General features: G+C 74.6%; 20 protein-coding genes. 16 read left to right on the top strand and 4 right to left on the bottom strand.

Annotated elements, in window-relative coordinates:
- The first annotated feature begins 101 nt into the window (after window positions 1-101).
- From ACFYYR_RS23960 to ACFYYR_RS23945, 4 genes are all read left to right on the top strand, one after another.
- Entirely contained in the window at window positions 102-833 is a 732-nt protein-coding gene (locus tag ACFYYR_RS23960; protein ID WP_388857112.1) for an ABC transporter permease, read from the top strand.
- 4 nt (window positions 834-837) lie between these two features.
- Window positions 838-1,560 (top strand): ABC transporter permease, encoded by a 723-nt coding sequence (locus ACFYYR_RS23955; protein ID WP_388857109.1) that lies wholly within the window; start codon window positions 838-840, stop codon window positions 1,558-1,560.
- Window positions 1,557-2,543: an ABC transporter substrate-binding protein gene (locus ACFYYR_RS23950; protein WP_388857106.1), complete on the top strand. Its 987-nt coding sequence runs from the start codon at window positions 1,557-1,559 to the stop codon at window positions 2,541-2,543. The genes ACFYYR_RS23955 and ACFYYR_RS23950 overlap by 4 nt, the downstream gene beginning before the upstream one ends.
- A 121-nt stretch (window positions 2,544-2,664) precedes the next feature.
- A complete protein-coding gene (locus tag ACFYYR_RS23945) occupies window positions 2,665-3,906 on the top strand; it encodes a hypothetical protein (RefSeq protein ID WP_388857103.1) in 1,242 nt (413 codons plus the stop codon).
- 101 nt (window positions 3,907-4,007) lie between these two features.
- Here the strand turns inward: ACFYYR_RS23945 and ACFYYR_RS23940 are convergent, their stop codons facing one another.
- The gene (locus ACFYYR_RS23940) at window positions 4,008-5,150 is read right to left on the bottom strand and encodes an NADH-quinone oxidoreductase subunit D (protein ID WP_388857100.1); all 1,143 of its coding nucleotides are present in this window, start codon (window positions 5,148-5,150) and stop codon (window positions 4,008-4,010) included.
- A gap of 354 nt (window positions 5,151-5,504) precedes the next feature.
- Between ACFYYR_RS23940 and ACFYYR_RS23935 the strand changes: the two genes are divergently transcribed.
- Window positions 5,505-5,930: a PH domain-containing protein gene (locus ACFYYR_RS23935; protein ID WP_388857586.1), complete on the top strand. Its 426-nt coding sequence runs from the start codon at window positions 5,505-5,507 to the stop codon at window positions 5,928-5,930.
- Between the two features lie 122 nt (window positions 5,931-6,052).
- The gene (locus tag ACFYYR_RS23930; RefSeq protein WP_388857097.1) at window positions 6,053-7,354 is read left to right on the top strand and encodes a PH domain-containing protein; all 1,302 of its coding nucleotides are present in this window, start codon (window positions 6,053-6,055) and stop codon (window positions 7,352-7,354) included.
- 144 nt (window positions 7,355-7,498) lie between these two features.
- Here the strand turns inward: ACFYYR_RS23930 and ACFYYR_RS23925 are convergent, their stop codons facing one another.
- Entirely contained in the window at window positions 7,499-8,869 is a 1,371-nt protein-coding gene (locus tag ACFYYR_RS23925; protein ID WP_388857094.1) for an SAM-dependent methyltransferase, read from the bottom strand.
- A gap of 165 nt (window positions 8,870-9,034) precedes the next feature.
- On the opposite strand from ACFYYR_RS23925, the gene ACFYYR_RS23920 reads away from it, so the two are divergent.
- Both ACFYYR_RS23920 and ACFYYR_RS23915 read left to right on the top strand, forming a co-directional pair.
- Complete coding sequence (locus ACFYYR_RS23920) at window positions 9,035-10,228, top strand: sensor histidine kinase (protein ID WP_388857091.1); 1,194 nt, start codon at window positions 9,035-9,037, stop codon at window positions 10,226-10,228.
- Between the two features lie 193 nt (window positions 10,229-10,421).
- On the top strand, window positions 10,422-11,114 hold the full coding sequence (locus ACFYYR_RS23915; RefSeq protein WP_388857088.1) for a response regulator: 693 nt from the start codon (window positions 10,422-10,424) through the stop codon (window positions 11,112-11,114).
- A gap of 71 nt (window positions 11,115-11,185) precedes the next feature.
- Here the strand turns inward: ACFYYR_RS23915 and ACFYYR_RS23910 are convergent, their stop codons facing one another.
- Window positions 11,186-12,271 carry a DUF5937 family protein gene (locus tag ACFYYR_RS23910; protein WP_388857085.1) on the bottom strand — a complete coding sequence of 362 codons (1,086 nt, stop codon included), beginning with the start codon at window positions 12,269-12,271 and terminating at the stop codon, window positions 11,186-11,188.
- Between the two features lie 187 nt (window positions 12,272-12,458).
- Between ACFYYR_RS23910 and ACFYYR_RS23905 the strand changes: the two genes are divergently transcribed.
- Window positions 12,459-12,752: a hypothetical protein gene (locus ACFYYR_RS23905; RefSeq protein ID WP_388857082.1), complete on the top strand. Its 294-nt coding sequence runs from the start codon at window positions 12,459-12,461 to the stop codon at window positions 12,750-12,752.
- On the opposite strand, the gene ACFYYR_RS23900 is transcribed toward ACFYYR_RS23905, so the two are convergent.
- Window positions 12,744-14,051, bottom strand: a complete 1,308-nt coding sequence (locus ACFYYR_RS23900) for a threonine aldolase family protein (RefSeq protein WP_388857079.1) — start codon at window positions 14,049-14,051, stop codon at window positions 12,744-12,746. The genes ACFYYR_RS23905 and ACFYYR_RS23900 overlap by 9 nt on opposite strands.
- 244 nt (window positions 14,052-14,295) lie before the next feature.
- On the opposite strand from ACFYYR_RS23900, the gene ACFYYR_RS23895 reads away from it, so the two are divergent.
- The 7 genes from ACFYYR_RS23895 (at window position 14,296) to ACFYYR_RS23865 (ending at window position 23,053) form a co-directional block, all read left to right on the top strand.
- Window positions 14,296-15,204, top strand: coding sequence for a Rossmann-like and DUF2520 domain-containing protein (locus ACFYYR_RS23895; protein ID WP_388857076.1), 909 nt, complete (start codon window positions 14,296-14,298; stop codon window positions 15,202-15,204).
- Between the two features lie 2 nt (window positions 15,205-15,206).
- Window positions 15,207-16,370: a pantoate--beta-alanine ligase gene (panC, locus tag ACFYYR_RS23890; RefSeq protein WP_388857073.1), complete on the top strand. Its 1,164-nt coding sequence runs from the start codon at window positions 15,207-15,209 to the stop codon at window positions 16,368-16,370.
- Entirely contained in the window at window positions 16,367-18,406 is a 2,040-nt protein-coding gene (locus ACFYYR_RS23885; protein WP_388857070.1) for an L-aspartate oxidase, read from the top strand. The genes panC and ACFYYR_RS23885 overlap by 4 nt, the downstream gene beginning before the upstream one ends.
- On the top strand, window positions 18,400-19,437 hold the full coding sequence (nadC, locus tag ACFYYR_RS23880) for a carboxylating nicotinate-nucleotide diphosphorylase (protein ID WP_388857583.1): 1,038 nt from the start codon (window positions 18,400-18,402) through the stop codon (window positions 19,435-19,437). Before ACFYYR_RS23885 ends, nadC begins: the two co-directional genes overlap by 7 nt.
- Window positions 19,437-20,234 carry a type III pantothenate kinase gene (locus ACFYYR_RS23875; protein ID WP_388857067.1) on the top strand — a complete coding sequence of 266 codons (798 nt, stop codon included), beginning with the start codon at window positions 19,437-19,439 and terminating at the stop codon, window positions 20,232-20,234. Before nadC ends, ACFYYR_RS23875 begins: the two co-directional genes overlap by 1 nt.
- 248 nt (window positions 20,235-20,482) lie before the next feature.
- Window positions 20,483-22,090: a hypothetical protein gene (locus ACFYYR_RS23870; protein ID WP_388857064.1), complete on the top strand. Its 1,608-nt coding sequence runs from the start codon at window positions 20,483-20,485 to the stop codon at window positions 22,088-22,090.
- A gap of 237 nt (window positions 22,091-22,327) precedes the next feature.
- Window positions 22,328-23,053, top strand: coding sequence for a hypothetical protein (locus ACFYYR_RS23865; RefSeq protein WP_388857061.1), 726 nt, complete (start codon window positions 22,328-22,330; stop codon window positions 23,051-23,053).
- Window positions 23,054-23,059: the final 6 nt, after the last annotated feature.

The raw sequence follows: 23,059 nt of genomic DNA, 5'->3' as shown, positions 1-23,059 counted from the left end.
GAAGAACACATTGCGGCGGTGTGGGTGTTCTCACCGATTGTCAGCCCTTGGGGATAGGGTCGCCAGGCGTTGTCACGGCGAGCGAGGGAAAGGGGGCGCGCATGAGTGCGCGGAGCTGTCTGGCGGCCAATGACTGGATATGCGGCGAATACCTCCGTTCGCGGAGCGAGGAGCTGGTGGACGCCACGCTCCAGCACGTCGGAATCGCCCTCGCGTCGGTCGCCCTCGGTCTGCTGATCGCCTTCCCGCTGGCCCTGCTCGCCCGGCGGCGGGCCTTCGCGGGGCCGGTGCTGGCGCTGACGACGGTGCTGTACACCGTGCCGTCGCTGGCGATGTTCGCCCTGCTGATGCCGGTGTTCGGAGTCTCGGCCTCGGTCGTGGTGACGGGCCTGGTGCTCTACTCCCTGACCGTTCTGGTGCGGAACATCCTGGCGGGACTGGCGGCGGTGCCGGCGGAGACGCGGGAGGCGGCCCGGGGGATGGGCTACGGGCCGGGCCGGCTGCTGTTCGGCGTGGAGCTGCCGCTCGCGCTGCCCGCGCTGATGGCGGGGGTGCGCATCGCCACCGTCTCCGCGGTGTCGCTGACCACGGTCGGGGCGATCGTCGGGTACGGCGGGCTGGGCAATCTCATCTACGAGGGCATGGGCAGCAACTTCCGGGCCCAGGTGCTGACCGCGTCCGCCCTGTGCGTGGCGCTGGCGGTGCTGGCGGACGTCCTGCTGCTCGGCCTGCAGCGGCTGCTCACCCCGTGGACATCCGGCCGCGGGCGCCCGCGCGGCCGCATACGCACCGCCACCGCACCGGCCACCGCCCGCCCGGCGAAGGCGGGCTGAGCGCATGGGGGCGATGGCGGAGGCCTGGACCTGGCTGACGACGGCCACGCACTGGGCGGGGGAGAACGGCGCGGGGCACCGGCTGTCCGAGCACCTCTTCCTGACGGCGGTCTGCCTGGGGCTGGCCTGCGCCGTGGCGCTGCCGGTCGCGCTCTGGCTCGGCCACATCGGCCGCGGCGGTGCGCTGGCGGTCAACCTCTCCAACGCGGGCCGGGCGGTTCCGACGTTCGCCGTGCTGGTGCTGCTGACGCTCACCCCGCTCGGCCGGTACGGCGATGTGCCGACGATCATCGCGCTGGTGCTGTTCGCCGTGCCGCCGCTGCTGACCAACGCCTACGTCGGGATGCGGGAGGCGGACCGCGACGTGGTGGAGGCGGCGCGCGGCATGGGGATGTCCGGCCTGCAGCTGCTGGTCCGGGTCGAACTCCCGCTGGCCTTCGCCCTGATCATGACCGGGGTGCGCTCCGCGGCGGTGCAGGTGGTCGCCACGGCGACGCTGGCGGCGCTGCCGGGCGGCGGCGGGCTGGGCCGCATCATCACCGCGGGCTTCAACACCTACGACACCCCCCAGGTGGTGGCCGGGGCGATCCTGGTCGCCGCGCTGGCCCTGCTCGTCGAGGCGCTGCTGGCGCTCGGGCAGTGGCTCTTCGACCCGATGAGGCGGCGGCGCACCGCCGCCCCGGCCAAGGCCGTGGACACGACGACCCGTTGGAGGGTGGACGCATGAGCCCCGAGAACCCCGAGAGCACGGCCCCGGGAGCGGTGCGCGGCGCGCGAGCGGCGGGCGCGGTGCTGGCCGCCGCGGCGCTGACGGCCGCGCTGGCCGGGTGCGGCGGCAAGAGCCTGGAGAGCCAGGGCGGCTCCGGGGGCGGCAAGGGGGCCGTGGTCGTCGGCTCGGCCGGTTTCACCGAGTCCACGATCCTGGCCGAGCTCTACGTCCGGCTGCTCGACGACGCCGGTTACCACGCCTCGGTCACCACGCTGAAGAACCGCGAACTGTACGAACCGGCCCTGGAGAAGGGCGACATCGACGTGGTGCCGGAGTACGCGGCCACGCTCGCCGAATTCCTCAACGCGAAGGAGAACGGCCCGAAGGCGAAGCCGATCGCGTCCAGCGACGCGGACCGGACCGTCGCGGCGCTGAAGAAGGTCGCCGCCGAACGCGGACTGAAGGTTCTGCCGCACGGCGCGGCCACCGATCAGAACGCCTTTGCGGTGGCCGCGGAATTCGCCCGCGAGCACCACCTCAAAACCCTCTCCGACCTGGGGGAAGCAAAGCTGGAGGTCAAACTCGCCGCCGGTGACGAGTGCGACGAGCGGCCGTTCTGCCGGCCGGGTCTGGAGAAGACGTACGGCATCGACATCACCGGAGTGGATCCGAAGGGCGTCAGCAGCCCGGCCTCGAAGCAGGCGGTCAAGGACGGCACGCACCAGATGATGCTGACCACGACCACCGACGCCACCCTGGACGACTTCGGCCTGGTGCTGCTGAAGGACGACAAGCGGCTGCAGAACGCCGAGAACCTCCTGCCCGTCGTCAACGCCGAACAGGCCGGGGGCAAGGGCATCGCCTCCGCGCTCGGAAAGCTCACCCGGACGCTGACGACCGCCGATCTGATCGAACTCAACCGGAAGGTCGACGCGGAGCGGCAGAAGCCGAAGGACGTCGCCGCCGAGTACCTGGAGCGGAAAGGGCTGCTGGGGAAGTAGGGGGAGTGGTGCCGGGATATGAGGGGAAGTAAGCGGAACGGGTTGCCGGGGAGGTAACCGGCCGAAAACAGATGGGCGGGCGGGTCCCCATACAGACCGCACGCACGGTAAGTTTCTGGCCATGCCACGTGGACGTCACCGCCATTCACCACCCCTGCACCGGCTTCTTCCCCCGACGTCGATCGCTGCTGCATCCGTTGTCTGTGCTGCCGGCGCCTGGCTGATAGGCGACGCTGTCGCGCTCCGTGTGCTGGTGGCGGGTACGGCCGCCCTCGGCATCGGCTGTGCGGCCCTGACACGGCAGTGGGACCGGGTCGCCGGCAAGCGGGTCGCCGAACTCACCGCGGCACGGGTCCGTGACGAGTGGCGCACCGACGAGCGGATCGCCGAGCTGGAGATGGAACTCGAGGAGTCGCGCGAGCTGCGCAGCGGCCTCGAGGGCAAGCTCCGGTCCAAGCGCGCCGAACTCGCCCGGCTGCGCAACGAGCACGCCGAACTCCTGCGCCGCTACGCCACGGCCGAGACCGAGCGGGCCAGCGCCCTGGAGGGCCGTCGGCAGCTGGCTCTGGAGGCCGCGGATCCGGCGAAGGCGCTGTCCGCCGACTCCTCCGACCTGGATGCGAACGGCGCGCCCACGCCCAGCACTTATCTGAAGGCCGACCGCGCACTGTCCGAACTCCTCCGCAACGGGGCCCGGCAGCAGGCGCAGCGCACCGTCGCGGCCGCCCGCCGGCGTGATCTCGCCGAGCGGCGGGAGGCGGAGGAGCCCACGGGGAAGCACGCGGCGGCCGCCGGGACCTCCTCCCGTACGGCCGCCACCGACGACACCGCGGTGGAGAAGGACCGGCAGCACAAGGTGCCCACGGCCTCCGCGGTCGTGCCGCACGCACCGCTCCGCCGCCCGGCCGCGCCCGGCGTCGGCGGCTTCGACTTCTTCGGGACCCAGGCGCTGGACCAGGTCGTCCCGGCCCCCGCCGAGGACCGGCGCCCGGGACCGGCCGCCGCACCGGCCCCCGACGAGGACCTCGCCGATGTCGTCGGCGCCGAGGCGTTCGCCGAGCACGAGGCGAACCGGGCGGAGGAGGCGAAGGCGGCCGACGCCGAGGAGGCCGAAGCGTCGGGGACGTCGCCGGCCGACGTCCGCGCGGAAGACGCGGACGGTGCTGGTGCGGACGGTGCCGATGCGGACGGAGCCCGGCCGGGAACCGCCGCGGACGGTGTCGAGGAGCCGGCCGAGGGCACGGACGGGGCGGGGAACACGTCCGGTGCCACGGGTGAGTCGGGCGAGGTCATCGACCTCACCGAGTACGACGAGACCGAGCAGATCGACATCCGGCGGCTGCGGCGGGTCCGCACCTCCTGATCCGGCGGGTCAGGACGTCCTGATTCCGGAGAGCCGACGTCGGCGCCGGTGTCCCGTACCCATGGGTGTGAGGACACCGGCGCCGACGTTTATGCCGGTCGTCACTTGTCGATGTCGCCGACGACGAAGAACAGCGAGCCGAGGATCGCGACCATGTCGGCCACCAGCGTCCCGGGCAGCAGCTCGGTCAGCGCCTGGATGTTGTTGTACGACGCCGAGCGCAGCTTCAGCCGGTACGGCGTCTTCTCGCCCTTCGACACCAGGTAGTAGCCGTTGATCCCCAGCGGGTTCTCGGTCCACGCGTAGGTGTGGCCCTCCGGGGCCTTCAGCACCTTCGGCAGCCGCTGGTTGATCGGCCCCTGCGGCAGCTCCTCGATCCGGTCGAGACAGGCCTCGGCGAGCTCCAGCGAGTTGTGGGTCTGGTCCAGCAGGCACTCGAAGCGCGCCAGGCAGTCGCCCTCGGTGCGGGTGGCGACCCGCAGGACGTCCCGCAGCTCCCCGTAGGCGAGGTACGGCTCGTCGCGCCGCAGGTCGAAGTCGACGCCGGAGCCGCGGGCGATCGGTCCGCTCACCCCGTAGGCGTGCACCGTCTGCGGGGTCAGCACGCCGACCCCGCGGGTCCGGCCCCGGAAGATCTCGTTGCCGAGGACCAGCCGGTCGAAGACGTCCATCCGCGAGCGGCAGGCGGCGACCGCGTGCCGGGCCCGGCCCAGCCAGCCGGCCGGGAGGTCCTCCTTGAGCCCGCCGACCCGGTTGAACATGTAGTGCATGCGCCCGCCGGAGATCTCCTCCATGACGTGCTGCAACTCCTCGCGCTCGGTGAACGCGTGGAAGATCGGGGTGATTCCGCCCAGTTCGAGCGGATACGAGCCGAGGAACATCAGGTGGTTGAGCACCCGGTTCAGCTCGGCGAGCAGCGTACGGGTCCAGACGGCGCGCTCCGGCACCTCCATGCCCAGCATCCGCTCGACGGCCAGGACGACGCCCAGCTCGTTGGAGAAGGCCGACAGCCAGTCGTGACGGTTGGCGAGCATGATGATCTGGCGGTAGTCGCGCGCCTCGAACAGCTTCTCCGCACCGCGGTGCATGTAGCCGATCACCGGTTCGGCGTGCTGGATCCGTTCGCCGTCGAGCACCAGCCGCAGGCGCAGCACCCCGTGCGTGGACGGGTGCTGCGGCCCGATGTTGAGCACCATGTCCGTGCTCTCCGCCGCACCGCCGATCCCGACTGTCGTCTCCGTCATGGGAACAGTCTCGCAGCTCCCCCGGCGGCCTACGCTGGTGGCCATGGATACGGGGACGGGGCCCGTACCGGAACCGGGGACGGAGCGGACATGGGCGGGGACAGCGGAAGAAACACCACGGGGGACGGCGGCGGGACCGCCGTCGGGGACCTCGGCGGCGACGCCGGCACGGGGGAGACCAGGGCCGGTGACACCGGCACCGGGGAGAGCGGTGTAGGGGAGACCGGCGTCGGGGCGCCCGGTGGAGATGCGCTCGGCGGAGACGCGGCCGGGGATGCCCATGGGGACGCCGTCGGGGACGGCGAGCCCGGCACCGGAGCGGGCTGGACCGGCCTGCCGCGAGCTCTGCTGACGATGCGGCGGCTGATGCTGGTGGGAACGCTGGTGCCGCTCGCGGTCGCCGCCGCGGCGGTGCTGCTGCCGCTGGCCGGCCCCGGCTGGGCCGCGCTCGCCGCACTCCCGCTGCTGGCCCTCACCGCCTGGGGCTGGAGGCTGCTGGAACGCAACTGGCGCTCCTGGCGCTATGCGGAGCGCGCCGACGACCTGCTGCTCAGCCGCGGGGTGCTGTGGCGGGAGACGACGGTCGTCCCGTACGGGCGGATGCAGCTCGTCGAGGTCATGTCGGGGCCGCTGGCGCGGCGCTTCGGGCTGGCGAGCGTGCAGCTGCACACCGCGGCCGCCGCGAGCGACGCCCGGATCCCGGGGGTGCTCCCCGAGGAGGCGTCGCGGCTGCGGGAGCGCCTCACGGAGCTCGGCCAGGCCCGATCGGCGGGGCTGTGAGCGGGGCGGAGGCGGTACCGCCGGAGGCCGCCCCTTCGCCGGAGACTGTCCCTCCATCGGAGACTGTCCCTCCATCGGAGACTGCCCCTCCATCGGAGGCCGCGCCTCCGGCGGAGGGCGGGGTGGAGCGGCGGCTGCACCCCGTCACCCCGCTGCGCCGCGCCTGGGCGCCGTTCGCGGTCGCGGCCGGTGTCGCCGTCCACGACCTGGACCAGGCCCGGCGGTGGATCACCGGGCTCTCCGTCGAACTGACGCTGCTGGGGCTCGCCGTGCTGGTGCCGGTGGCCGGCGCGTACGGCTTCCTGTCCTGGTGGTTCACCCACTTCTCGGTCACCGACACCGAGCTGCGCATCCGTACCGGGCTGATCTTCCGGCGGGTGGCGCACATCCGGCTGGACCGGCTCCAGGCGGTCGACGTCACCCAGCCGCTGTTCGCCCGCTTCCTGGGCGTGGCCAAGCTCAAGCTCGACGTGATCGGCACCGAGGACAAGGACGAGCTGGCGTTCCTGAGCGAGCGGGACGCCCGGGCGCTCCGCGCCGAACTGCTGGCGCGCGCCGCCGGTATCGCCCCGGAGGCGGTGCACGCGGCCGGTGAGGCCCCGGTACGGCAGCTGGTCCGGGTCGACCCCAAGGATCTCGCCGTGTCGCTGCTGCTGATGGTGAGCACCTGGGGAGCGCTCGTCGCCGTGGTGGCCGGCCCGCCGCTGGTGTGGCTGCTGAGCGGCAGCATCTGGGTGGCCATAGCGACCGGGCTGCCGTTCCTGGGCGGGGTGTGGGCGGGCAGCGCCGGACGCTACATCGCCGAGTACGACTGGACGGTCGGGGAGTCGCCGGACGGGCTGCGGCTCGACCACGGGCTGCTCGACCGCGAGCACGAGACGGTGCCGCCGGGCCGGGTGCAGACCGTGCGGATCGTCGAGCCCCTGCTGTGGCGGCGCCGCGGCTGGGTCCGGGTCGAACTGGACGTGGCCGGTTCCAAGAACGGCGTTCTGCTGCCGGTCGCCGACCGGGCGGCCGCCGCCCGGATCGTCGGCCGGGTGCTGCCGGGCGTCGACGTGGCAGCGGTGACCGCCGCGCTGGAGCCGGCGCCGTCACGGGCCCGGTGGTGCGTCCCGGCGTGGTGGCGGGGCTACGGCTTCACCGTCGACGCGACGGTCTTCGCCGCCCGCCACGGGCTGCTCGGCCGCTCGCTCGCCCTCGTCCCGCACGCGAAGGTGCAGAGCGTCCGGCGCACCCAGGGGCCGTGGGAGCGGTGGCGCGGGCTCGCGGACGTGGTGGTGGACACCGGCGCCGGCAAGTCCGTGACGGCCCGGCTCCGCGACGCCGACGAGGCCACCCGGATCCTGTCCGCCCAGGCGGACCGCTCCCGCACCGGCCGCCGCGAGGCGCTGCCCGAGCGCTGGATGACGGGCGGCCGGGCGTAACGGAGGGCCGGCCGGGGTGCCGGCCGCCGGCTCCGGGGCCGTTTCCGGGGGCCGCTGACCGGTCCGGAGGGCGCCGCGGCGGTCCAACCGACCGCAGAAGGGAGCCGGCGGCCGGCCGCGGGGGCGCGCCTCGCGCCGGGGGTGTCAGCGGGCGACCGGCTGGATCAGCCAGCCGAACGCGCCCAGCCCGGAGGGGTCGGTGAGCTCGGCCGCCTCGCCCGCCGAGCTCAGCGCCCTGACGTAGGCGCCGGGGTCGGTGGACGCGAGCGCCAGGGGCGGCCGGCGGCCGTCCACCCCGAGGGCGTGCAGCGCGTCCCGCTGGGTGAGCAGGGACGGGCCGCCGCTGAGCAGCGCGGTGCCGTCGAGTGCGCCCGACTCCGCCGCTGCGCCGGACTCCGCCACCGCAGTGCCCGCCACCGCAGTGCCCGCCACCGTGGCGCCGGCCGCCGCGCAGGCGTCGAGGGCCACATGGGCCGTGATGTCGCAGGAGCCGTCCGGGACCGGGCGGACCTCGCGGCCGTCGCGGAAGCCGGTCAGGGTGCCGAAGAGCGGCCGGTCCTCCCGGGTGTGGGCGTAGTCGACGGCGACGGCCAGTCCGCGCCGCAGACAGCCGACGGCTCGCGCCCAGGCCTCGTCCCGGGGCGCACCGATCTCCGCCCGCAGCCCCGGTTCGGCCCGGAGCGCGGGGGTGCCCGTGGACCCCGCCCCGGCCCCCGGCTCCGCGCCCGCCGGCCCCGTCCCCGCCGGCCCTGCGCCCGTCGGCTCCGCGCCCACCGGCTCCGGCTCCGTCCCGTTTCCCGCCCCGTTCTCCGACGCCGCCCACGACGCGGGTACGCCCCCCGTCCGGGACCCCGTCCCGACCCCCGCCCCGAACCCCGCCCCGAACCCCGTCCCGACCCCCGCGTCCGATTCCGCTTCCGCCCCCGTGCCGTCGGCCGTTCCGTTCCCCGCGTCCGGTTCCGCTTTCCCGGCCGACGGCCACCAGCGCGTCAGCCAGGCGGCGTCCGCACCGGTGACGGCCTCGCCCGGGGACTCCTCCCCGTCCGCCGCGACGAGGACCCGGCGCAGCACTCCGTCCGGCCCGGCCTCGGCCACCTCCAGCGGCACGTTGTCCAGCCACTCGTTCGCGAACACCAGTCCGGTGACGGAGCCGGGCTCCGGCAGCTCGTCGTGCCAGGCGATGCGGGGGTCGAGCCCCGCCGGCCGGGCCGCGCGCTCCACGGCGTACGGCCGCAGCCGCGCGCGGAGCTCCGGGGACACCTGCGCCAGCACCCCCTCCAGCAGTTCGCCGCGGCCGGCCCCGACGTCCACCAGGGCCAGCGCGTCCGGCCGGCCGAGCGCCTCGTCGACCCGCCGCAGCAGCTCGGCCACGGCCGAGGCGAAGAGCGGGGAGGCGTGCACCGAGGTGCGGAAGTGCGCGGCCGGGCGCTCCCGGACGAAGAAGCCCTCCGGCCCGTACAGCGCCGTACCGGCCGCCTCCCGCCATCCCCGCCACCGCCGCGTGTCGTTCACCACGTCCCCCACCGTAGAGGTGTCCGCGCAGGCCACCGCACGGGGCGGGCACCGCCCTCCACCCCGGGGCATACGCCGAACCCATCCACCTTGCGGAGTACGCGTCCGCTCAGTAATCGGCCCTCCGGTTGACCCCGGCACGTACCCGGCGTGCCTACGCTGGGTGACGTGCAGCGCCTCTATGACTTCCTCCGCCGACACCCGACCGGGGTGGACACCTTCTGGGCCCTCCCCGTGATCGGGCTCAGCGGTCTGTGGCTGGCGGAGGACACGTTCGACGCGACCCCGCGCTTCGTCGCGGTCCTGACGGTCCTCGCCCTCGGCACGGTGATCGCACTGCGCCGCCGCGCCCCGGAGAAGATGCTGCTGCTGGCCACGGCGACGGGCGTCGCGCAGCTGATCTTCGGGATCGAGCAGAACCTGAGCGACTTCGGGATGCTGGTCATCATCTACACCGTGGCCGCCAACGGCGCCCGCTGGGCGTCCCGCTTCGCGCTGGTCGGCGGCCTGCTGGCGCCCACCCTCGCGCTGACGCGCTGGCCGGACGACTTCCCCGGCGCATCGCGGATCGTCGGCATCGTCTTCCTCACGGTTCCGTTCGCGCTGGCCTGGGTGCTCGGGGACTCCATCCGGACCCGGCGGGCGTACTACGCGCAGCTGGAGGAGCGCGCCGCCCGGCTGGAGAAGGAGCGCGAGGCGCAGTCGAAGATGGCCGTCGCCGCCGAGCGGGCCCGGATCGCCCGCGAGCTGCACGACGTGGTGGCCCACAACGTCTCGGTGATGGTGGTCCAGGCCGACGGCGCCGCCTACGTCCTGGACGCCGCCCCCGACCAGGCGAAACAGGCGCTGGCCACGATCTCCGGCACCGGCCGCCAAGCGCTCGCGGAGATGCGCCGGCTGCTCGGCGTGCTGCGCACCGGCGAGCCCGGCGAGGGGCGCGACTACGTGCCGCAGCCCGACGTCGGCCAGCTCGACGAGCTCATCGAGCAGGTCCGGGGGGCCGGGCTCGCCGTGGACTTCACGGTCGAGGGCAGCCCCCGCCCGCTGCCCAGCGGTGTCGAGCTGACCGCGTACCGGATCGTGCAGGAGGCGCTCACCAACACCCGCAAGCACGGCGGCCCCGAGGCGGGCGCCACCGTCCGCCTCACCTACGGGGACGCCGAACTGGACCTGCTCGTCGAGGACGACGGGCGGGGCGCCCAGCAGGAGCTGTACCAGGAGGGCGGTGCCGACGGTCTCGGCCACGGACTGATCGGTATGCGGGAGCGGGTCGGTATGGTCGGCGGGCGGCTCGACGCCGGCCCGCGGCCCGGCGGGGGTTTCCGGATCAGCGCGGTGCTGCCGATGAAACCTGCCCACTGACCCGCGGCGGGACGACGGGAGCCGGGCGCTGATCGCCGATCGGCCCGCACCCGTACCCCTTGCCGTATGCATCCGTCCGGGACCCGGACCCGTATCCGTATCCGTGCGGCCACCGAACCGGGAGCCGTGCCACCCGCCCGCCGAGAACCCGCCGAGAACCCGCCGGGAACCTGCCGAGAAAAGGAAACCGCAGATGTCGATCCGCGTGATGCTCGTCGACGACCAGGTGCTGCTGCGCACCGGGTTCCGCATGGTGCTGCAGGCGCAGCCCGACATGGAGGTCGTCGCCGAGGCCGGGGACGGCGCCGAAGCCCTGGAGGTCCTCCGTACCCAGTCGGTGGACGTCGTGCTGATGGACGTCCGCATGCCGCGGATGGACGGGGTGGAGTCGACCCGGCGCATCTGCGCGGGGGCCGGACACGGCGGCTCGTCCACTCCCCGGGTGCTGATTCTGACCACCTTCGACCTCGACGAGTACGCCTTCTCCGCGCTGAAGGTCGGGGCGAGCGGCTTCATGCTCAAGGACGTGCCGCCGAACGAGCTGCTGGCCGCGATCCGCGCGGTGCACAGCGGTGACGCGGTCGTCGCGCCGAGCACCACCCGCAGGCTGCTGGACCGGTTCAGCCCGATGCTGCCGAGCGCCGGTTCCGAACCGGCCGCGGCCGAACTCCAGCGGCTCACCGACCGGGAGCGCGAGGTCATGCTGCTCGTGGCGCAGGGGCTGTCGAACGGGGAGATCGCCGGCCGGCTCGTCCTCTCGGAGGCGACCGTCAAGACGCATGTGGGACGCATCCTGGCGAAGCTGGGGCTGCGGGACCGGGTGCAGGCGGTGGTGCTGGCCTACGAGACGGGGCTGGTCCGCGCGGGCAGCGGGGGCGGGCAGTAGGGACCGGCTCCCGGGGTACGCCGCCCGGCCGGATCGGTCCGCAGTCCCTCAGCTGGGCCCGGCCTCCCCGGTCAGCGCAGCACGCTCTCCAGGAAGTCCGTGCCCAGCCGGGCCACCACGGGCAGATCCAGCTCGTACAGGACGTACCGGCCGCGGCGGCGCGTGGCCAGCAGCCCGGCCTTCTTCAGGACCGCCAGGTGCCGGGAGACCTCGGGCGCGGAGAGGTCGTAGGCGAAGGCGAGTTCGCCCGTCGTGTGGGCGCCGCGGGCCAGGGTGCGGCACAGGCGCATCCGGACCGGGTGCGCCACGGCGTCCAGCCGCCGGCCGACCGTCTCCGGGGAGAGCGCCCGCGGTTCCTCGTCCCCGTGCGTGGCGACCGGGTAGTGGACGACGGGCCGCCACCCCGGGGCGTGCACCACGATGAGGTGGGGCCGGCCGAAGACGGTCGGCAGGAAGGTGAGCCCGTCCGTGGTGGACGTCGCCGCGTCCTGGAGCTTGTCGACCAGGATGCGGGAGCGCGCGGCGTCCAGGGTGACCGCGGGCGATACGGCCGCCAGCGCCGCGGCGAGGCCCTGCCGGGCCAGCAGTTGGGTCTTGTGCCGGGCGTCCGCGGCGAGCCCGACCCGTACCTGCTGCCAGACGTCGGCGAAGAACGCCTGCTCGCAGTCCTCCAACAGCCTGCGCAGCCAGGCCCGTACGGCCGGTGGATCGGTCAGCAGCCGGTCGGCGAAGGCCGACTGGAGCGGGCCGCGTGCGGAGGCCAGGGCCCGTACCCGCTCCCGGTCGGCGCTGTCGCTCAGCGGCTGCGGACGGCGCCGGCCGTACCCGCGCGAGCAGGTGATCTCCAACGCGGCGTGCACAAACGTCTCGTCGTCGAGCCGGTCCAGCGTGTCGAGGTCCTCGGCCAGGGTGTCGCCCGGCGCGTTCGGCAGCAGGATGTCCGCCCGGGTGGAGCGCCACAGGAACTCCGCTTCGACCAGCCGGTCGGCGAGGTCCGGGGGCAGCGCGGCGGCGATCGCGGTGAGCCGGCCGTGCCGGTCGGAATGGTGCCCGGGCTCGGCGAGGGCGTGCAGGACCGCGGACAGTTCGGCCAGCGGGGACGGCGTGAACACGATCCGCTCGGGAGGCAGCCCCGCTATGCCGATGGTCAGACTCATGCCCTCATCGTGCCCGGCCGCGCGGGCGCCGGCCGCATCGATTGACGATGCCCGTCAATCGGCGTGCGGGACGGCGCGGGGCGCGCCCAGGGTGGTGGAACACCCTCGGCCCGCCGACTCCGGCGTGCGGCCGGGCCGTTCTCCCCGTCCCGCAGGACGGGGGCACCCGTCGACGCGGAGGATTCCCGTGAGCATCACCCAGCAGTACGCACTCGACCTCTACCGGGCCGCCCGGCGGGGCGAGACGGCGCCGCCCGCACCCGGCGCCGCCGAGGCACGCGCTCTGCACGCCTTCCGCGAGGTCCGGCGCTTCCGGGCGGCCGTCGAACGGGCCCTGGGCCGAACGGATCCGACGGGCCCGGAGCGCGCTCGCGCCGTGGAACGTACGGGTGGGGACACGGGGGATGCCGCGGGGCGAACCGGCCGCCCGGACGGCAGAGGCGACACCGTCGGCACCACCCGGCCGCGGTCCTCATCGTGACCGCGGCGGCTCCCCCGCGCCGGACGGGATCCGCGCCAGGAACTCCGCGACCGCCGTCGTCACGTCCGACGGCCGCCACGCCAGACCGGGAGCGGTGACGGTCACCTCCGTCATCGCGGTGCCCGGCACCGGTGCCTCGTCCCAGGTCCGGAAGAGCGCCGTGCCGGTCTCCTCCGCCTGCCGCACCGCGGCCTCGGTCAGTACGTCGGCCGGGTGCGGGAGCCACACCTGGAACTGGTGGGTGTGCGGGGGGTCCGGATGCAGCCGGAACCAGGGCACCCCCGCGCCGGCCAGCGCGTCCGCCAGAGCGCGGGCGACGACCCGGGCGTGCGCCACGTACGCGGGCAGCCGCGGCAGTTCCCGGTCCAGTCCGACGAGCGCCGCGAGCGCGGCCGGCCACTGCTGGAACGGCACGCCGCCGTACCGGTGGCGCCAGGCCCTGGCCTCGTCGACCAGGGGCGCCGGGCCGGCCAGGGCGGCACCGGAGAGGCCGCCCAGGGACTTGTAGAAGGAGACGTACACGCTGTCGGCGAGCGCGGCGATCTCCGGGAGCGTGCGCCCGAAGTGCGGGGTGCACTCCCAGAGCCGTGCGCCGTCGAAGTGCACCACTGCATCGCGTTCCCGGGCCGCCTCCACCACGGCCGTCAGCTCCTCCCAGGCGGGCAGCACGAAGCCCGCGTCGCGCAGCGGCAGCTCCAGCATCAGGGCGCCGAACGGCTCGTCCAGCTCCCGCACCTCGTCGGCGGTCGGCAGCCGGGGCCGGGTGGTCGGATGGACCGCGCGCAGCCCCGCGACCGCGGACAGCGCGCCCCGCTCCCACCGCTCGGGGTGCGCGAGCGGATGGAGCGCCACGGTGGTGTTGCCGGTGCGCCCGGCCCAGCAGCGGAGAGCGACCTGCTGCGCCATGGTGCCGGTCGGGAAGAACGCCGCGTCCTCGGTGCCCAGCAGCTCGGCGACCCGGCGCTCCAGGGCGGCGGTGACGCCGTCCCCGTAGACGTCGGTCCAGTCGTCCAGGACGTACGCGGTGGGGGCCTCGGCGGCCAGCCGCGCCAGCCGCTCGGCGATGGTCTCCGCGGCCACGCCGTCCGAGAGCTTCCGCTCCGCGCGGTGCCAGGCGGTGAGCCTGCGCCGGAGTGCCGCGTCGGAGCGGTCCCCGTGGGCGGGCTCTCCGTGGGCGGGCTCCCCGGCGGCGCGCTCGTGGGCCGTGGCCGACGCGGACGCCTCCGCCGCTGCCGCTCCGTGTGGCATGCCCGGGCCATGGTCCGTCGTGGGGGCGAGGTCCCCGGTCTCGTCCGTCATACGGCCGATGATGGCGCACCCCGGTCCCGCGAGCGCCGGAATTCCCGGCGGCCCGGCCCGGCCCGCACCGGCCGGCACCGGCCGGACGGCCGGTCCCGCCGCGCACCACGACCGGCCTCCGGCCCCCCGCCCGCCGGTTGTCCACAGGCCGTGGACGGCGCGGAAAGGCGGCGGAAGTACTCGCGTAGCATGGCCAGGACACGTCCGGTACCCCTGGCGGACTGGAACGGAAGGCCGTCCCCGCGTGAACGCACCCCATCATCCAGAGCCCAAGGACCGCCCCGCGCGACTGACCGTCGGCGTTGTCGGGGCGGGCCGCGTGGGGCCCGCGCTCGCCGCGTCCCTGCAGCTCGCCGGGCACCGCCCGGTGGCCGTCTCCGCCGTCTCCGACGCCTCGGTGCGCCGGGCCGGGGCGCTCCTCCCGGACGTTCCGGTCGTGGAGCCCGCACAGGTGCTGCGGGATGCCGAGCTGGTCCTCCTCACCGTGCCCGACGACGCCCTCCCCGGCCTCGTCGAGGGCCTCGCGGAGACCGGTGCGGTGCGGCCCGGCCAGCTGCTGGTGCACACCTCCGGCCGGTACGGCACCGCCGTGCTGGAGCCGGCCCTGCGCGCCGGAGCCCTGCCGCTCGCCCTGCACCCGGCCATGACCTTCACCGGCACCGCGGTCGACGTGCAGCGGCTCGCCGGCTGCTCCTTCGGGGTCACCGCCCCGGAGGAACTGCGGCTGGCCGCCGAGGCCCTGGTCATCGAGATGGGCGGCGAGCCCGAGTGGATCGAGGAGGCGGCCCGCCCGCTCTACCACGCGGCACTCGCCCTCGGCGCCAACCACCTGGTCACCCTGGTCGCCCAGGCCATGGAGCTGCTGCGGACCGCGGGGGTGAGCGCCCCCGACCGGATGCTGGGCCCGCTCCTAGGCGCCGCCCTCGACAACGCCCTGCGCTCCGGTGACGCCGCGCTCACCGGGCCGGTGGCCCGCGGCGACGCGGGCACGGTCGCGGCGCACGTCGAGGAGCTGCGCCGGCATGCGCCCCAGGCCGTCGCCGGGTATCTGGCGATGGCCCGTACGACCGCGGACCGCGCGCTCGCGCACGGTCTGCTGAAGCCGGAGCTGGCGGAGGACCTGCTGGGTGTCCTCTCGGACGGAGGTCGCTGACGATGTTCGGCAAGCGCACCGCGGTGAAGGAGCGCCAGGTCCATCTGGTGCGGACCCGCCGTGAACTCGAGGACGTCGAGGACGACCACTTCGAGGACAACACCCGCACGGTCGTGGTGATGACGATGGGCGCCCTGCACGAGGGGCACGCCACGCTCATCCGGGAGGCGCGGCGCCGGGCCGGCCAGGCCGGGATGGTCGTCGTCACCGTCTTCGTCAACCCCCTGCAGTTCGGCCCGAACGAGGACTTCGACCGCTATCCGCGCACCCTCGACGCCGATCTGGAGGTGTGCCGGGTGGCCGGTGCGGACGTGGTGTTCGCACCCACCGTCGACGCCGTATACCCGCACGGGCGGCCGCAGATCGGGATCACCGCGGGCCCCATGGGGGAGCGGTGGGAGGGCGCCACCCGCCCCGGTCACTTCGACGGCATGCTGACCGTGGTGCACCGGCTGCTCAGCATCACCGCCGCCGACCACGCGATGTTCGGGGAGAAGGACGCCCAGCAACTGGCCCTGATCCGGCGCATGGTGCTCGACCTGGAGCTGGACCAGGACGTGGAGATCGTCGCCGTTCCCACCGTGCGCGAGGAGGACGGCCTCGCGCTCTCCAGCCGCAACCGCTACCTCTCGGCGGAGGAGCGCGGGACGGCGCTCGCGCTGTCCCGGGCGCTGTTCGCCGCGCGGGACGCCGGCCGGCGCGCCGCGGTCGGCGCCGACGGTTCCGACGGCGGACCGGGCCCCTACGGTTCCGGCCCCGACGGCTCCGGACCCGGCAGCTCCACATCGGATGGTTCCGCATCGGACGGTTCCGGCCCGGGCCGCTCCGGCCCCGGCCGTGCGGAGGACGGTTCCGAACGGGCCCGGGCCACCGGGCACGGCGCCGAAGCCCCGGGCGCCCCGGCCGTCGTGGCCGGCCCGGAGGCGGTGCGCGCCGCGGGAGCCGCTGTGCTGGAGGAGGCGGCGCGGTTCAGCCCACCGCTCGAACTCGACTACCTGGCACTGCTCGACGCCGCCGACTTCACCGAGGTCCCGCCGGACTTCCGGGGAGAGGCCGTGCTGGCGGTGGCGGCCCGGGTCGGCACCACGCGCCTGATCGACAACGTCCGTCTGTGGTTCGAGGGGACCCCAGTCGGGAGAGACCGCGAGTCCGGGAGCGACCGATGACCGCTGATCACATAGGTCCGCCGCCCGGCGCGCCCGGCACCCCGGACCCCACGTCCGGCACCCCGGACCCCGCGCCCGGCACCCCGGACCCCGCGCCCGCCACCCCGCACACCGTGCCCGGCGAGGCCCCGGCGTCCGGCGCGCCCGGACGCGGCCCCGCCGCGGGGGCGCACCCGCTCACCCTGCACGCCCCCGCCCCGGGCTGGGCCGTCGAGGCCGATGTGGTCGTCGTCGGCTCCGGTGTCGCCGGGCTCACCGCGGCGCTCCGCTGCGCCGCCGCCGGCCGGCGGACCGTCGTCGTCACCAAGGCCCGGCTGGACGACGGTTCCACCCGCTGGGCCCAGGGCGGCATCGCCGCCGCGCTCGGCGAGGGGGACACCCCCGAGCAGCACCTCGACGACACGCTCGTGGCCGGCGCGGGCCTCTGCGACGAGAGCGCCGTACGCACCCTGGTCACCGAAGGCCCCGACGCCGTACGCCGGTTGATCGCCACCGGCGCGCACTTCGACACCTCCGCCGAGACCGGACGGATCGAACTCACCCGGGAGGGCGGCCACCACCGCCGCCGGATCGCACACGCCGGCGGGGACGCGACCGGCGCGGAGATCTCCCGGGCCCTGGTCGCCGCGGTGCGGGAGGCCGGAGCCGACGGCGGAGGCCCGGGCACGATCGAGACCGTCGAGAACGCCCTGGTCCTGGACCTGCTCACGGACGCCGAGGGCCGCACCGCCGGGGTCAGCCTGCACGTCATGGGGGAGGGGCAGCGCGACGGTGTCGGTGCCGTCCACGCCCCCGCCGTCGTGCTCGCCACCGGCGGCATGGGCCAGGTCTTCTCCGCCACCACCAACCCCGGCGTCTCCACCGGCGACGGCGTCGCCCTCGCGCTGCGCGCCGGAGCCGAGATCAGCGACCTGGAGTTCGTGCAGTTCCACCCCACGGTCCTCTACCTGGGCGCGGACGCCGAGGGACAGCAGCCGCTGGTCTCCGAGGCCGTCCGCGGCGAGGGCGCGCACCTCGTCGACGCGGACGGCGTCCGCTTCATGCAGGGGCAGCACGAGCTGGCCGAGCTGGCACCGCGCGACATCGTCGCCAAGGGCATCATGCGGCGCATGCAGGAGGAGGGCGCCGAGCACATGTACCTCGACGCCCGCCACTTCGGCGCCACGATGTGGGAGAACCGCTTCCCGACGATCCTGGCCGCCTGCCGGGCGCACGGCATCGACCCGGTGACCGCCCCGATCCCGGTGGCGCCCGCCGCGCACTACGCGTCCGGCGGGGTCCGCACCGATCTGCACGGGCGGACGACGGTTCCCGGGCTCTACGCGTGCGGCGAGGTCGCCTGCACCGGGGTGCACGGGGCGAACCGGCTGGCGTCCAACTCCCTGCTCGAAGGCCTGGTGTTCGCCGAGCGCATCGCCGCCGACATCGTCTCCTCCGACATCGTCTCCGGCGGCGCCGGCTCCGCGGAGCCCGCCGTCACCGGGTCCGGCTCCACGGAGTCCGGTTCCGCCTCCCCCGACGGCTCGTACGAGGCCGCGTCCGCCGGCGAGGCCGTCACCCCTCTCCTCGCCCCCGAGTCCCGGTTCACGATCCAGCGGATCATGACCACCGGGGCGGGGGTCCTCCGCAGCGCCGAGAGCCTCGCCGCGGCCGCCGTCGCCCTGGAGGCCCTGCACACCGAGGCCGTCGCGGACCTGGCCCGGAACGGCAAGACCGCCGAGCCCTGTGTCGAGACCTGGGAGGCCACCAACCTCCTCCTGGTCTCCCGGGTCCTGGTCGCCATGGCCCGGACACGCGAGGAGACCCGGGGCTGCCACTGGCGCGAGGACCACCCCGGCCGGGACGACGCGCACTGGCGCCGTCACCTCGCCGCCCGCCTCACCCCGTCCGCCGAGCTGGTGATCACTGCCACCGGGACGGCAGACTTCCCGCCGGTGACCCTGCCCGGCCGAACTCCCGCGGCAGACACCGCCCCCGCGGCCCCCGCCGCCGCACCGGACCGATCCACCCACTCCTCGAGGGAGTCCTCATCGTGAGCACCGCCGACGACCGTTCACAGCCCGTGGAGCTTCCCCTGCTCCAGGTCGGGGGGCCGGCCGCCGGTTCCGACGGAGGGGGCGGCTGCGGCGACGGCTGCGGCTGCGGCGGCGACGACTACGAGCTGGACCCGCTGGAGTGCGGCCTCGACCCGGGGCTGGCGAAACTGCTCGCCGACGCGGGCCTGGACCCCGTCCAGGTGGAGGACATCGCCCACCTGGCGATCGACGAGGACCTCGACCAGGGCGTGGACGTGACGACCGTCGCCACCATCCCCGAGGACGCCGTCGCGGTCGGCGACTTCACCGCGCGCGAAGCCGGCACGGTCGCCGGCCTGCGGATCGCCGAGGCGGTGCTCTCGGTCGTCTGCACCGACGAGTTCGAGGTGGAGCGGCACGTCGAGGACGGCGAGCGCGTGGTGGCCGGCCAGAAGCTGCTGTCCGTCCGCACCCGCACCCGCGACCTCCTCACCGGTGAGCGCAGCGCCCTCAACCTGATGTGCCGGCTCTCCGGCATCGCCACCGCCACCCGGGAGTGGGCCGACCTGCTCCAGGGCACCGGCGCGGCGGTCCGCGACACCCGGAAGACCACCCCCGGCCTGCGGGCCCTGGAGAAGTACGCGGTGCGCTGCGGCGGCGGCGTCAACCACCGGATGTCGCTCTCCGACGCCGCGCTGATCAAGGACAACCACGTCGTCGCCGCGGGCGGTGTCGCGGCGGCCTTCACCGCGGTGCGCAGCGAGTTCCCCGGCGTGCCGATCGAGGTCGAGGTGGACCGCCTGGACCAGATCGAGCCCGTCCTCCGCGAGGGCGCGGACCTCATCCTGCTCGACAACTTCTCCCCGGAGCAGACCCGGGAGGCCGTCGCCCTGGTGGCCGGCCGGGCCCGCCTGGAGTCCTCGGGCCGGCTCACCCTCGCCACCGCCCGCGGCTACGCCGAGACCGGGGTCGACTACCTGGCCGTCGGCTCGCTCACCCACTCCTCGCCGATCCTCGACATCGGCCTGGACCTCCGTGAGGAACAGGGCTGATGCTGCTCACCATCGACGTCGGCAACACCCACACCGTCCTCGGCCTGTTCGACGGTGAGGAGATCGTCGAGCACTGGCGGGTCTCCACCGAGGCGCGCCGCACCGCCGACGAACACGCCGTCCTGCTCCAGGGCCTGATGGGCATGCACCCGCTGCTCGGCGACGAACTGGGCGACGGCATCGACGGCATCGCCATCTGCTCGACCGTCCCCTCCGTCCTGCACGAGCTGCGCGAGGTCACCCGCCGCTACTACGGCGATGTCCCCGCCGTCCTGGTGGAGCCGGGCGTCAAGACCGGTGTCCCGATCCTGATGGACAACCCGAAGGAGGTCGGCGCCGACCGGATCATCAACGCCCTGGCGGCCGTCGAGCTCTACGGCGGTCCGTGCGTGGTCGTCGACTTCGGAACGGCCACGACGTTCGACGCGGTCTCGGCGCGCGGCGAGTACGTGGGCGGTGTGATCTCGCCCGGCATCGAGATCTCCGTCGACGCCCTGGGCATGCGCGGCGCCCAGCTCCGCAAGATCGAACTGGCCCGGCCGCGCAGCGTGATCGGCAAGAACACGGTCGAGGCGATGCAGTCCGGCATCCTCTACGGGTTCGCCGGGCAGGTCGACGGCGTGGTGGAGCGCATGGCCCGGGAACTGGCCGACGACCCGGACGAGGTGACCGTGATCGCCACCGGCGGGCTCGCACCGATGGTCCTCGGGGAGTCCTCGGTCATCGACGAGCACGAGCCCTGGCTGACGCTGATCGGCCTGCGCCTGGTCTACCAGCGGAACGTGGCCCGGGGCTGACCCGGCCTCCGGCGCGGACCCGCGCCGCCCGCGCCGCCCGCCAGAGGTCCCACTGCCCCGCACCACCCCGGCGCCGCCGTCACGATGGACCGTCACGATGGCGCCGATCTCCGTACGGTCCCGGCCGTTCCGGGGTCGTTTTCCGGCCGGGCGCAACCATCCGTCCCCCTCACCGGTCTTGCCTGGGACCACGGATGAGCAGAACGGGATGGGTGGGGAATATGGGGCACCGAGGAACGACGGCACGGGTGGGGACGGCCGGAGCCGTCCTCGCACTGGCGACCGGTCTCGGCGCGGGACCGGCGCTGGCCGTCGATCCCACGCTGCTGATCCAGGCGCCCGCCCGGTACTACACCTTCGCGGCGGACCAGGGTCCGCAGGGCGGCGCCCTCTTCCTCCTCCACCTCAACCTGGAGCGGGTGGAGGGCGAGGAGCCGCTCGCCAAGGACGTGAAGCTGACCATCGACGCCTCCGGCCTGAAGGGCAAGGCGGACGTCCGGTCGGCCAACAGCGGCTGCACGGCCAAGGATCTGGTCTTCACCTGCACGTACAGCTCGATCGACGGCAAGACCAGCGTCCAGCCCTTCTCCATCCGGGGCGCGAAGGGCGTGAAGCCCGGCTTCGGTGGCACGGTGCAGTACTCCGCAACCGCCTCCAACGCCCCGGCCGTGAAGGCCGCGACGAAGGTCTTCATCGACCGCCCGGACCTCGTCGAGCGCAAGCACGCCCCGCTGAAGGACGTCGCCCCCGGCTCGACGGTCGAGCTGACCCCGGCCGTCGCCAACCACGGCCGACTGCCCGCCGAGAAGGGCGTCGGCTTCAAGCTGTACGGCTCCGACGGCGTCAGGATCGCCCGGGAGCACAGCAACTGCCACTACAAGTCCTGGGCGGACACCTCCGCGTACTGCGTGTTCGACACCCCGCTGGAGCCCGGCGCGGCCCTCGAGTTCGGCAAGCCGCTGCGCTACACCGCCGCCGAGGACCTGATGTACGGCAGCGTGGGCTACCACGCGTGGGTGAACGGCGCCGACGACCCCTGGGAGAACGAGCAGCCCGGCGAGTACGACCGGACGGGCGACGGCGCCCCGCTCACCCTGAAGAAGGCCGAGGACACCGGCTTCCAGGGCTACGGCGGCCACGCCGACGTCACCACCACCCAGCACGCCGACTACCAGGCGGTCACCGGCACGGTGAAGGGCAAGGTCGGGCAGACCGTGCCGGTCACCCTGGGCGCGCGGAACGCCGGCCCCGGCTCCATGGACCTCTCCGACGCCCGCGGCCACGGCGCGGGCACCTACGAGGTCACCCCGCCGCGGGGCACCACGATCACCTCGATCCCCTTCCCCGGCGAGGACGACGACTGGGCCTGCTCGCGCCGGAACGAGGGCAGCCGGACGTACGTCTGCAACCTCGACGAGACCTTCGGCAAGGGGGAGCAGGAGTCGCTCGTCTTCAACATCCGCATCGACAAGAAGGTGAAGGGGGCCGAGGGCAAGGTGGTCGTCCGGGACCGCGACGACCACCCGGCGCGCGACCCCCGCCCGGAGAACGACACCGCCGCCGTCCCGGTGAAGATCACCGGCGGCAAGGGCACCGGCGGAACGGGCACCGGCGGCCCGACGGGCGGCCGCGGCGAGGGCGGCGACAGCTCCGGGCCCCGCACCCACGGCGGCACCTCGGAGACGGGGAGCACGACGACCGGCGGCTCCGGCACCACGACGTCGGGCGGGTCGCTGGCCAGTACCGGTGCGCACGGCGTCACCCTGGCGGCCGTCGGCTCGCTGGTGGCGCTCGCCGTCGGCGTCGGGGCGGTCCTGTTCGCCCGCCGCCGCGGCAACGGCTCCGGCACGCACTGACCACACCCGCGCCCGGCACGCACCGGCCACCCCTGTAGCCCGGCACGCACCGGCCACACCTGAGCCCGACGGGCCCGGGACCGCCTCCGCACCCGGAGGCCGTCCCGGGCCCCGGCAGTTGCCCGCCCGGCGCCGTCCCGGACCGCTCGTCACCGGGTTCCGGACGCGCTGCCGGGCCGACACCCCCGGCAGTGTGCGCTATGGGAAATTTGTCCGCTTAGCACTTAAAGTCGGCTCATGCCCACGCCCTACGGTTCCCGCGGTGCCATGGCGTTCAGCGCAGCAGAGTTGTGCGTCCTGCGCCGCGCCCTCGCCATCGCCCTGCAGCCCGCCTCCGACTCCTTCGGGCCCGACCGGGAGGAGGAGGTGCAGAAGCTGTTCCGTCTCGCCGGGGCCGTGGACGAGGCGGTCCGCGAGGGCGGCAGGCTGCGTGCCTTCCTCCTCGCCGACCTGGCCCGCTCCCGCGCCGCCCTCCCCGGCGCCGCCACCGCGTACCTGACGCAGCTGCGGGAGGTGCTGGCCGACGGCCACCTCCCGGGCGCCGAGGATCTCGCCGCCCTCCGCGGGCTCTGCGCGGAACCGGCCGGGGAGGCCGAGCGGGAACGCCGGCGTGTGCTGTTGCACCGGTGCGAAGTGCTGGCCGAACGCGCGCTCCGCTCCCGGCTGGTCCGGCAGGCGCAGTCCGCGCCCGCACCGCTCCCGGCCCGGCCGGTGGTGCTGCCCGGCGGGCGGGCCGCCGACGAACCGTCCGAGCCGAAGCCCGAGCCGCGGCCCGGCCCCAAGGCGGAACCCCCGGCCGACCCGAAGGCGGAACCCGGGGCCAAGCCGGAGAAAAGCCCACGTGAACCGGGACCGGAGGAGCGCAGGAGCCGTCCGGTGCCCACCCCGGCCGAGGTGTTCCCGCCGCGCCGCCGGCGGCAGGGGCCGCCCTCCGAGGGGCTCCGGCAATTGGCCGCGGGCTGACTGGCT

The sequence above is a fragment of the Streptomyces sp. NPDC001922 genome (genome assembly GCF_042891165.1).
GTDB lineage: Bacteria > Actinomycetota > Actinomycetes > Streptomycetales > Streptomycetaceae > Streptomyces.
Note: the sequence above shows the minus strand (reverse complement) of the source record. Positions and strands in the feature narration are given on the sequence as shown.

Coding starts and splice junctions, on each gene's coding strand:
- ACFYYR_RS23865 (WP_388857061.1), top strand. CDS start 22,328: ATGCCCACGCCCTACGGTTCCCGCGGTGCCATGGCGTTCAGCGCAGCA.
- ACFYYR_RS23950 (WP_388857106.1), top strand. CDS start 1,557: ATGAGCCCCGAGAACCCCGAGAGCACGGCCCCGGGAGCGGTGCGCGGC.
- panC (WP_388857073.1), top strand. CDS start 15,207: ATGTTCGGCAAGCGCACCGCGGTGAAGGAGCGCCAGGTCCATCTGGTG.
- ACFYYR_RS23910 (WP_388857085.1), bottom strand. CDS start 12,271: ATGAGTCTGACCATCGGCATAGCGGGGCTGCCTCCCGAGCGGATCGTG.
- ACFYYR_RS23915 (WP_388857088.1), top strand. CDS start 10,422: ATGTCGATCCGCGTGATGCTCGTCGACGACCAGGTGCTGCTGCGCACC.
- ACFYYR_RS23945 (WP_388857103.1), top strand. CDS start 2,665: ATGCCACGTGGACGTCACCGCCATTCACCACCCCTGCACCGGCTTCTT.
- ACFYYR_RS23960 (WP_388857112.1), top strand. CDS start 102: ATGAGTGCGCGGAGCTGTCTGGCGGCCAATGACTGGATATGCGGCGAA.
- ACFYYR_RS23955 (WP_388857109.1), top strand. CDS start 838: ATGGGGGCGATGGCGGAGGCCTGGACCTGGCTGACGACGGCCACGCAC.
- ACFYYR_RS23875 (WP_388857067.1), top strand. CDS start 19,437: ATGCTGCTCACCATCGACGTCGGCAACACCCACACCGTCCTCGGCCTG.
- ACFYYR_RS23935 (WP_388857586.1), top strand. CDS start 5,505: ATGCGGCGGCTGATGCTGGTGGGAACGCTGGTGCCGCTCGCGGTCGCC.
- ACFYYR_RS23900 (WP_388857079.1), bottom strand. CDS start 14,051: ATGACGGACGAGACCGGGGACCTCGCCCCCACGACGGACCATGGCCCG.
- ACFYYR_RS23885 (WP_388857070.1), top strand. CDS start 16,367: ATGACCGCTGATCACATAGGTCCGCCGCCCGGCGCGCCCGGCACCCCG.
- ACFYYR_RS23940 (WP_388857100.1), bottom strand. CDS start 5,150: ATGACGGAGACGACAGTCGGGATCGGCGGTGCGGCGGAGAGCACGGAC.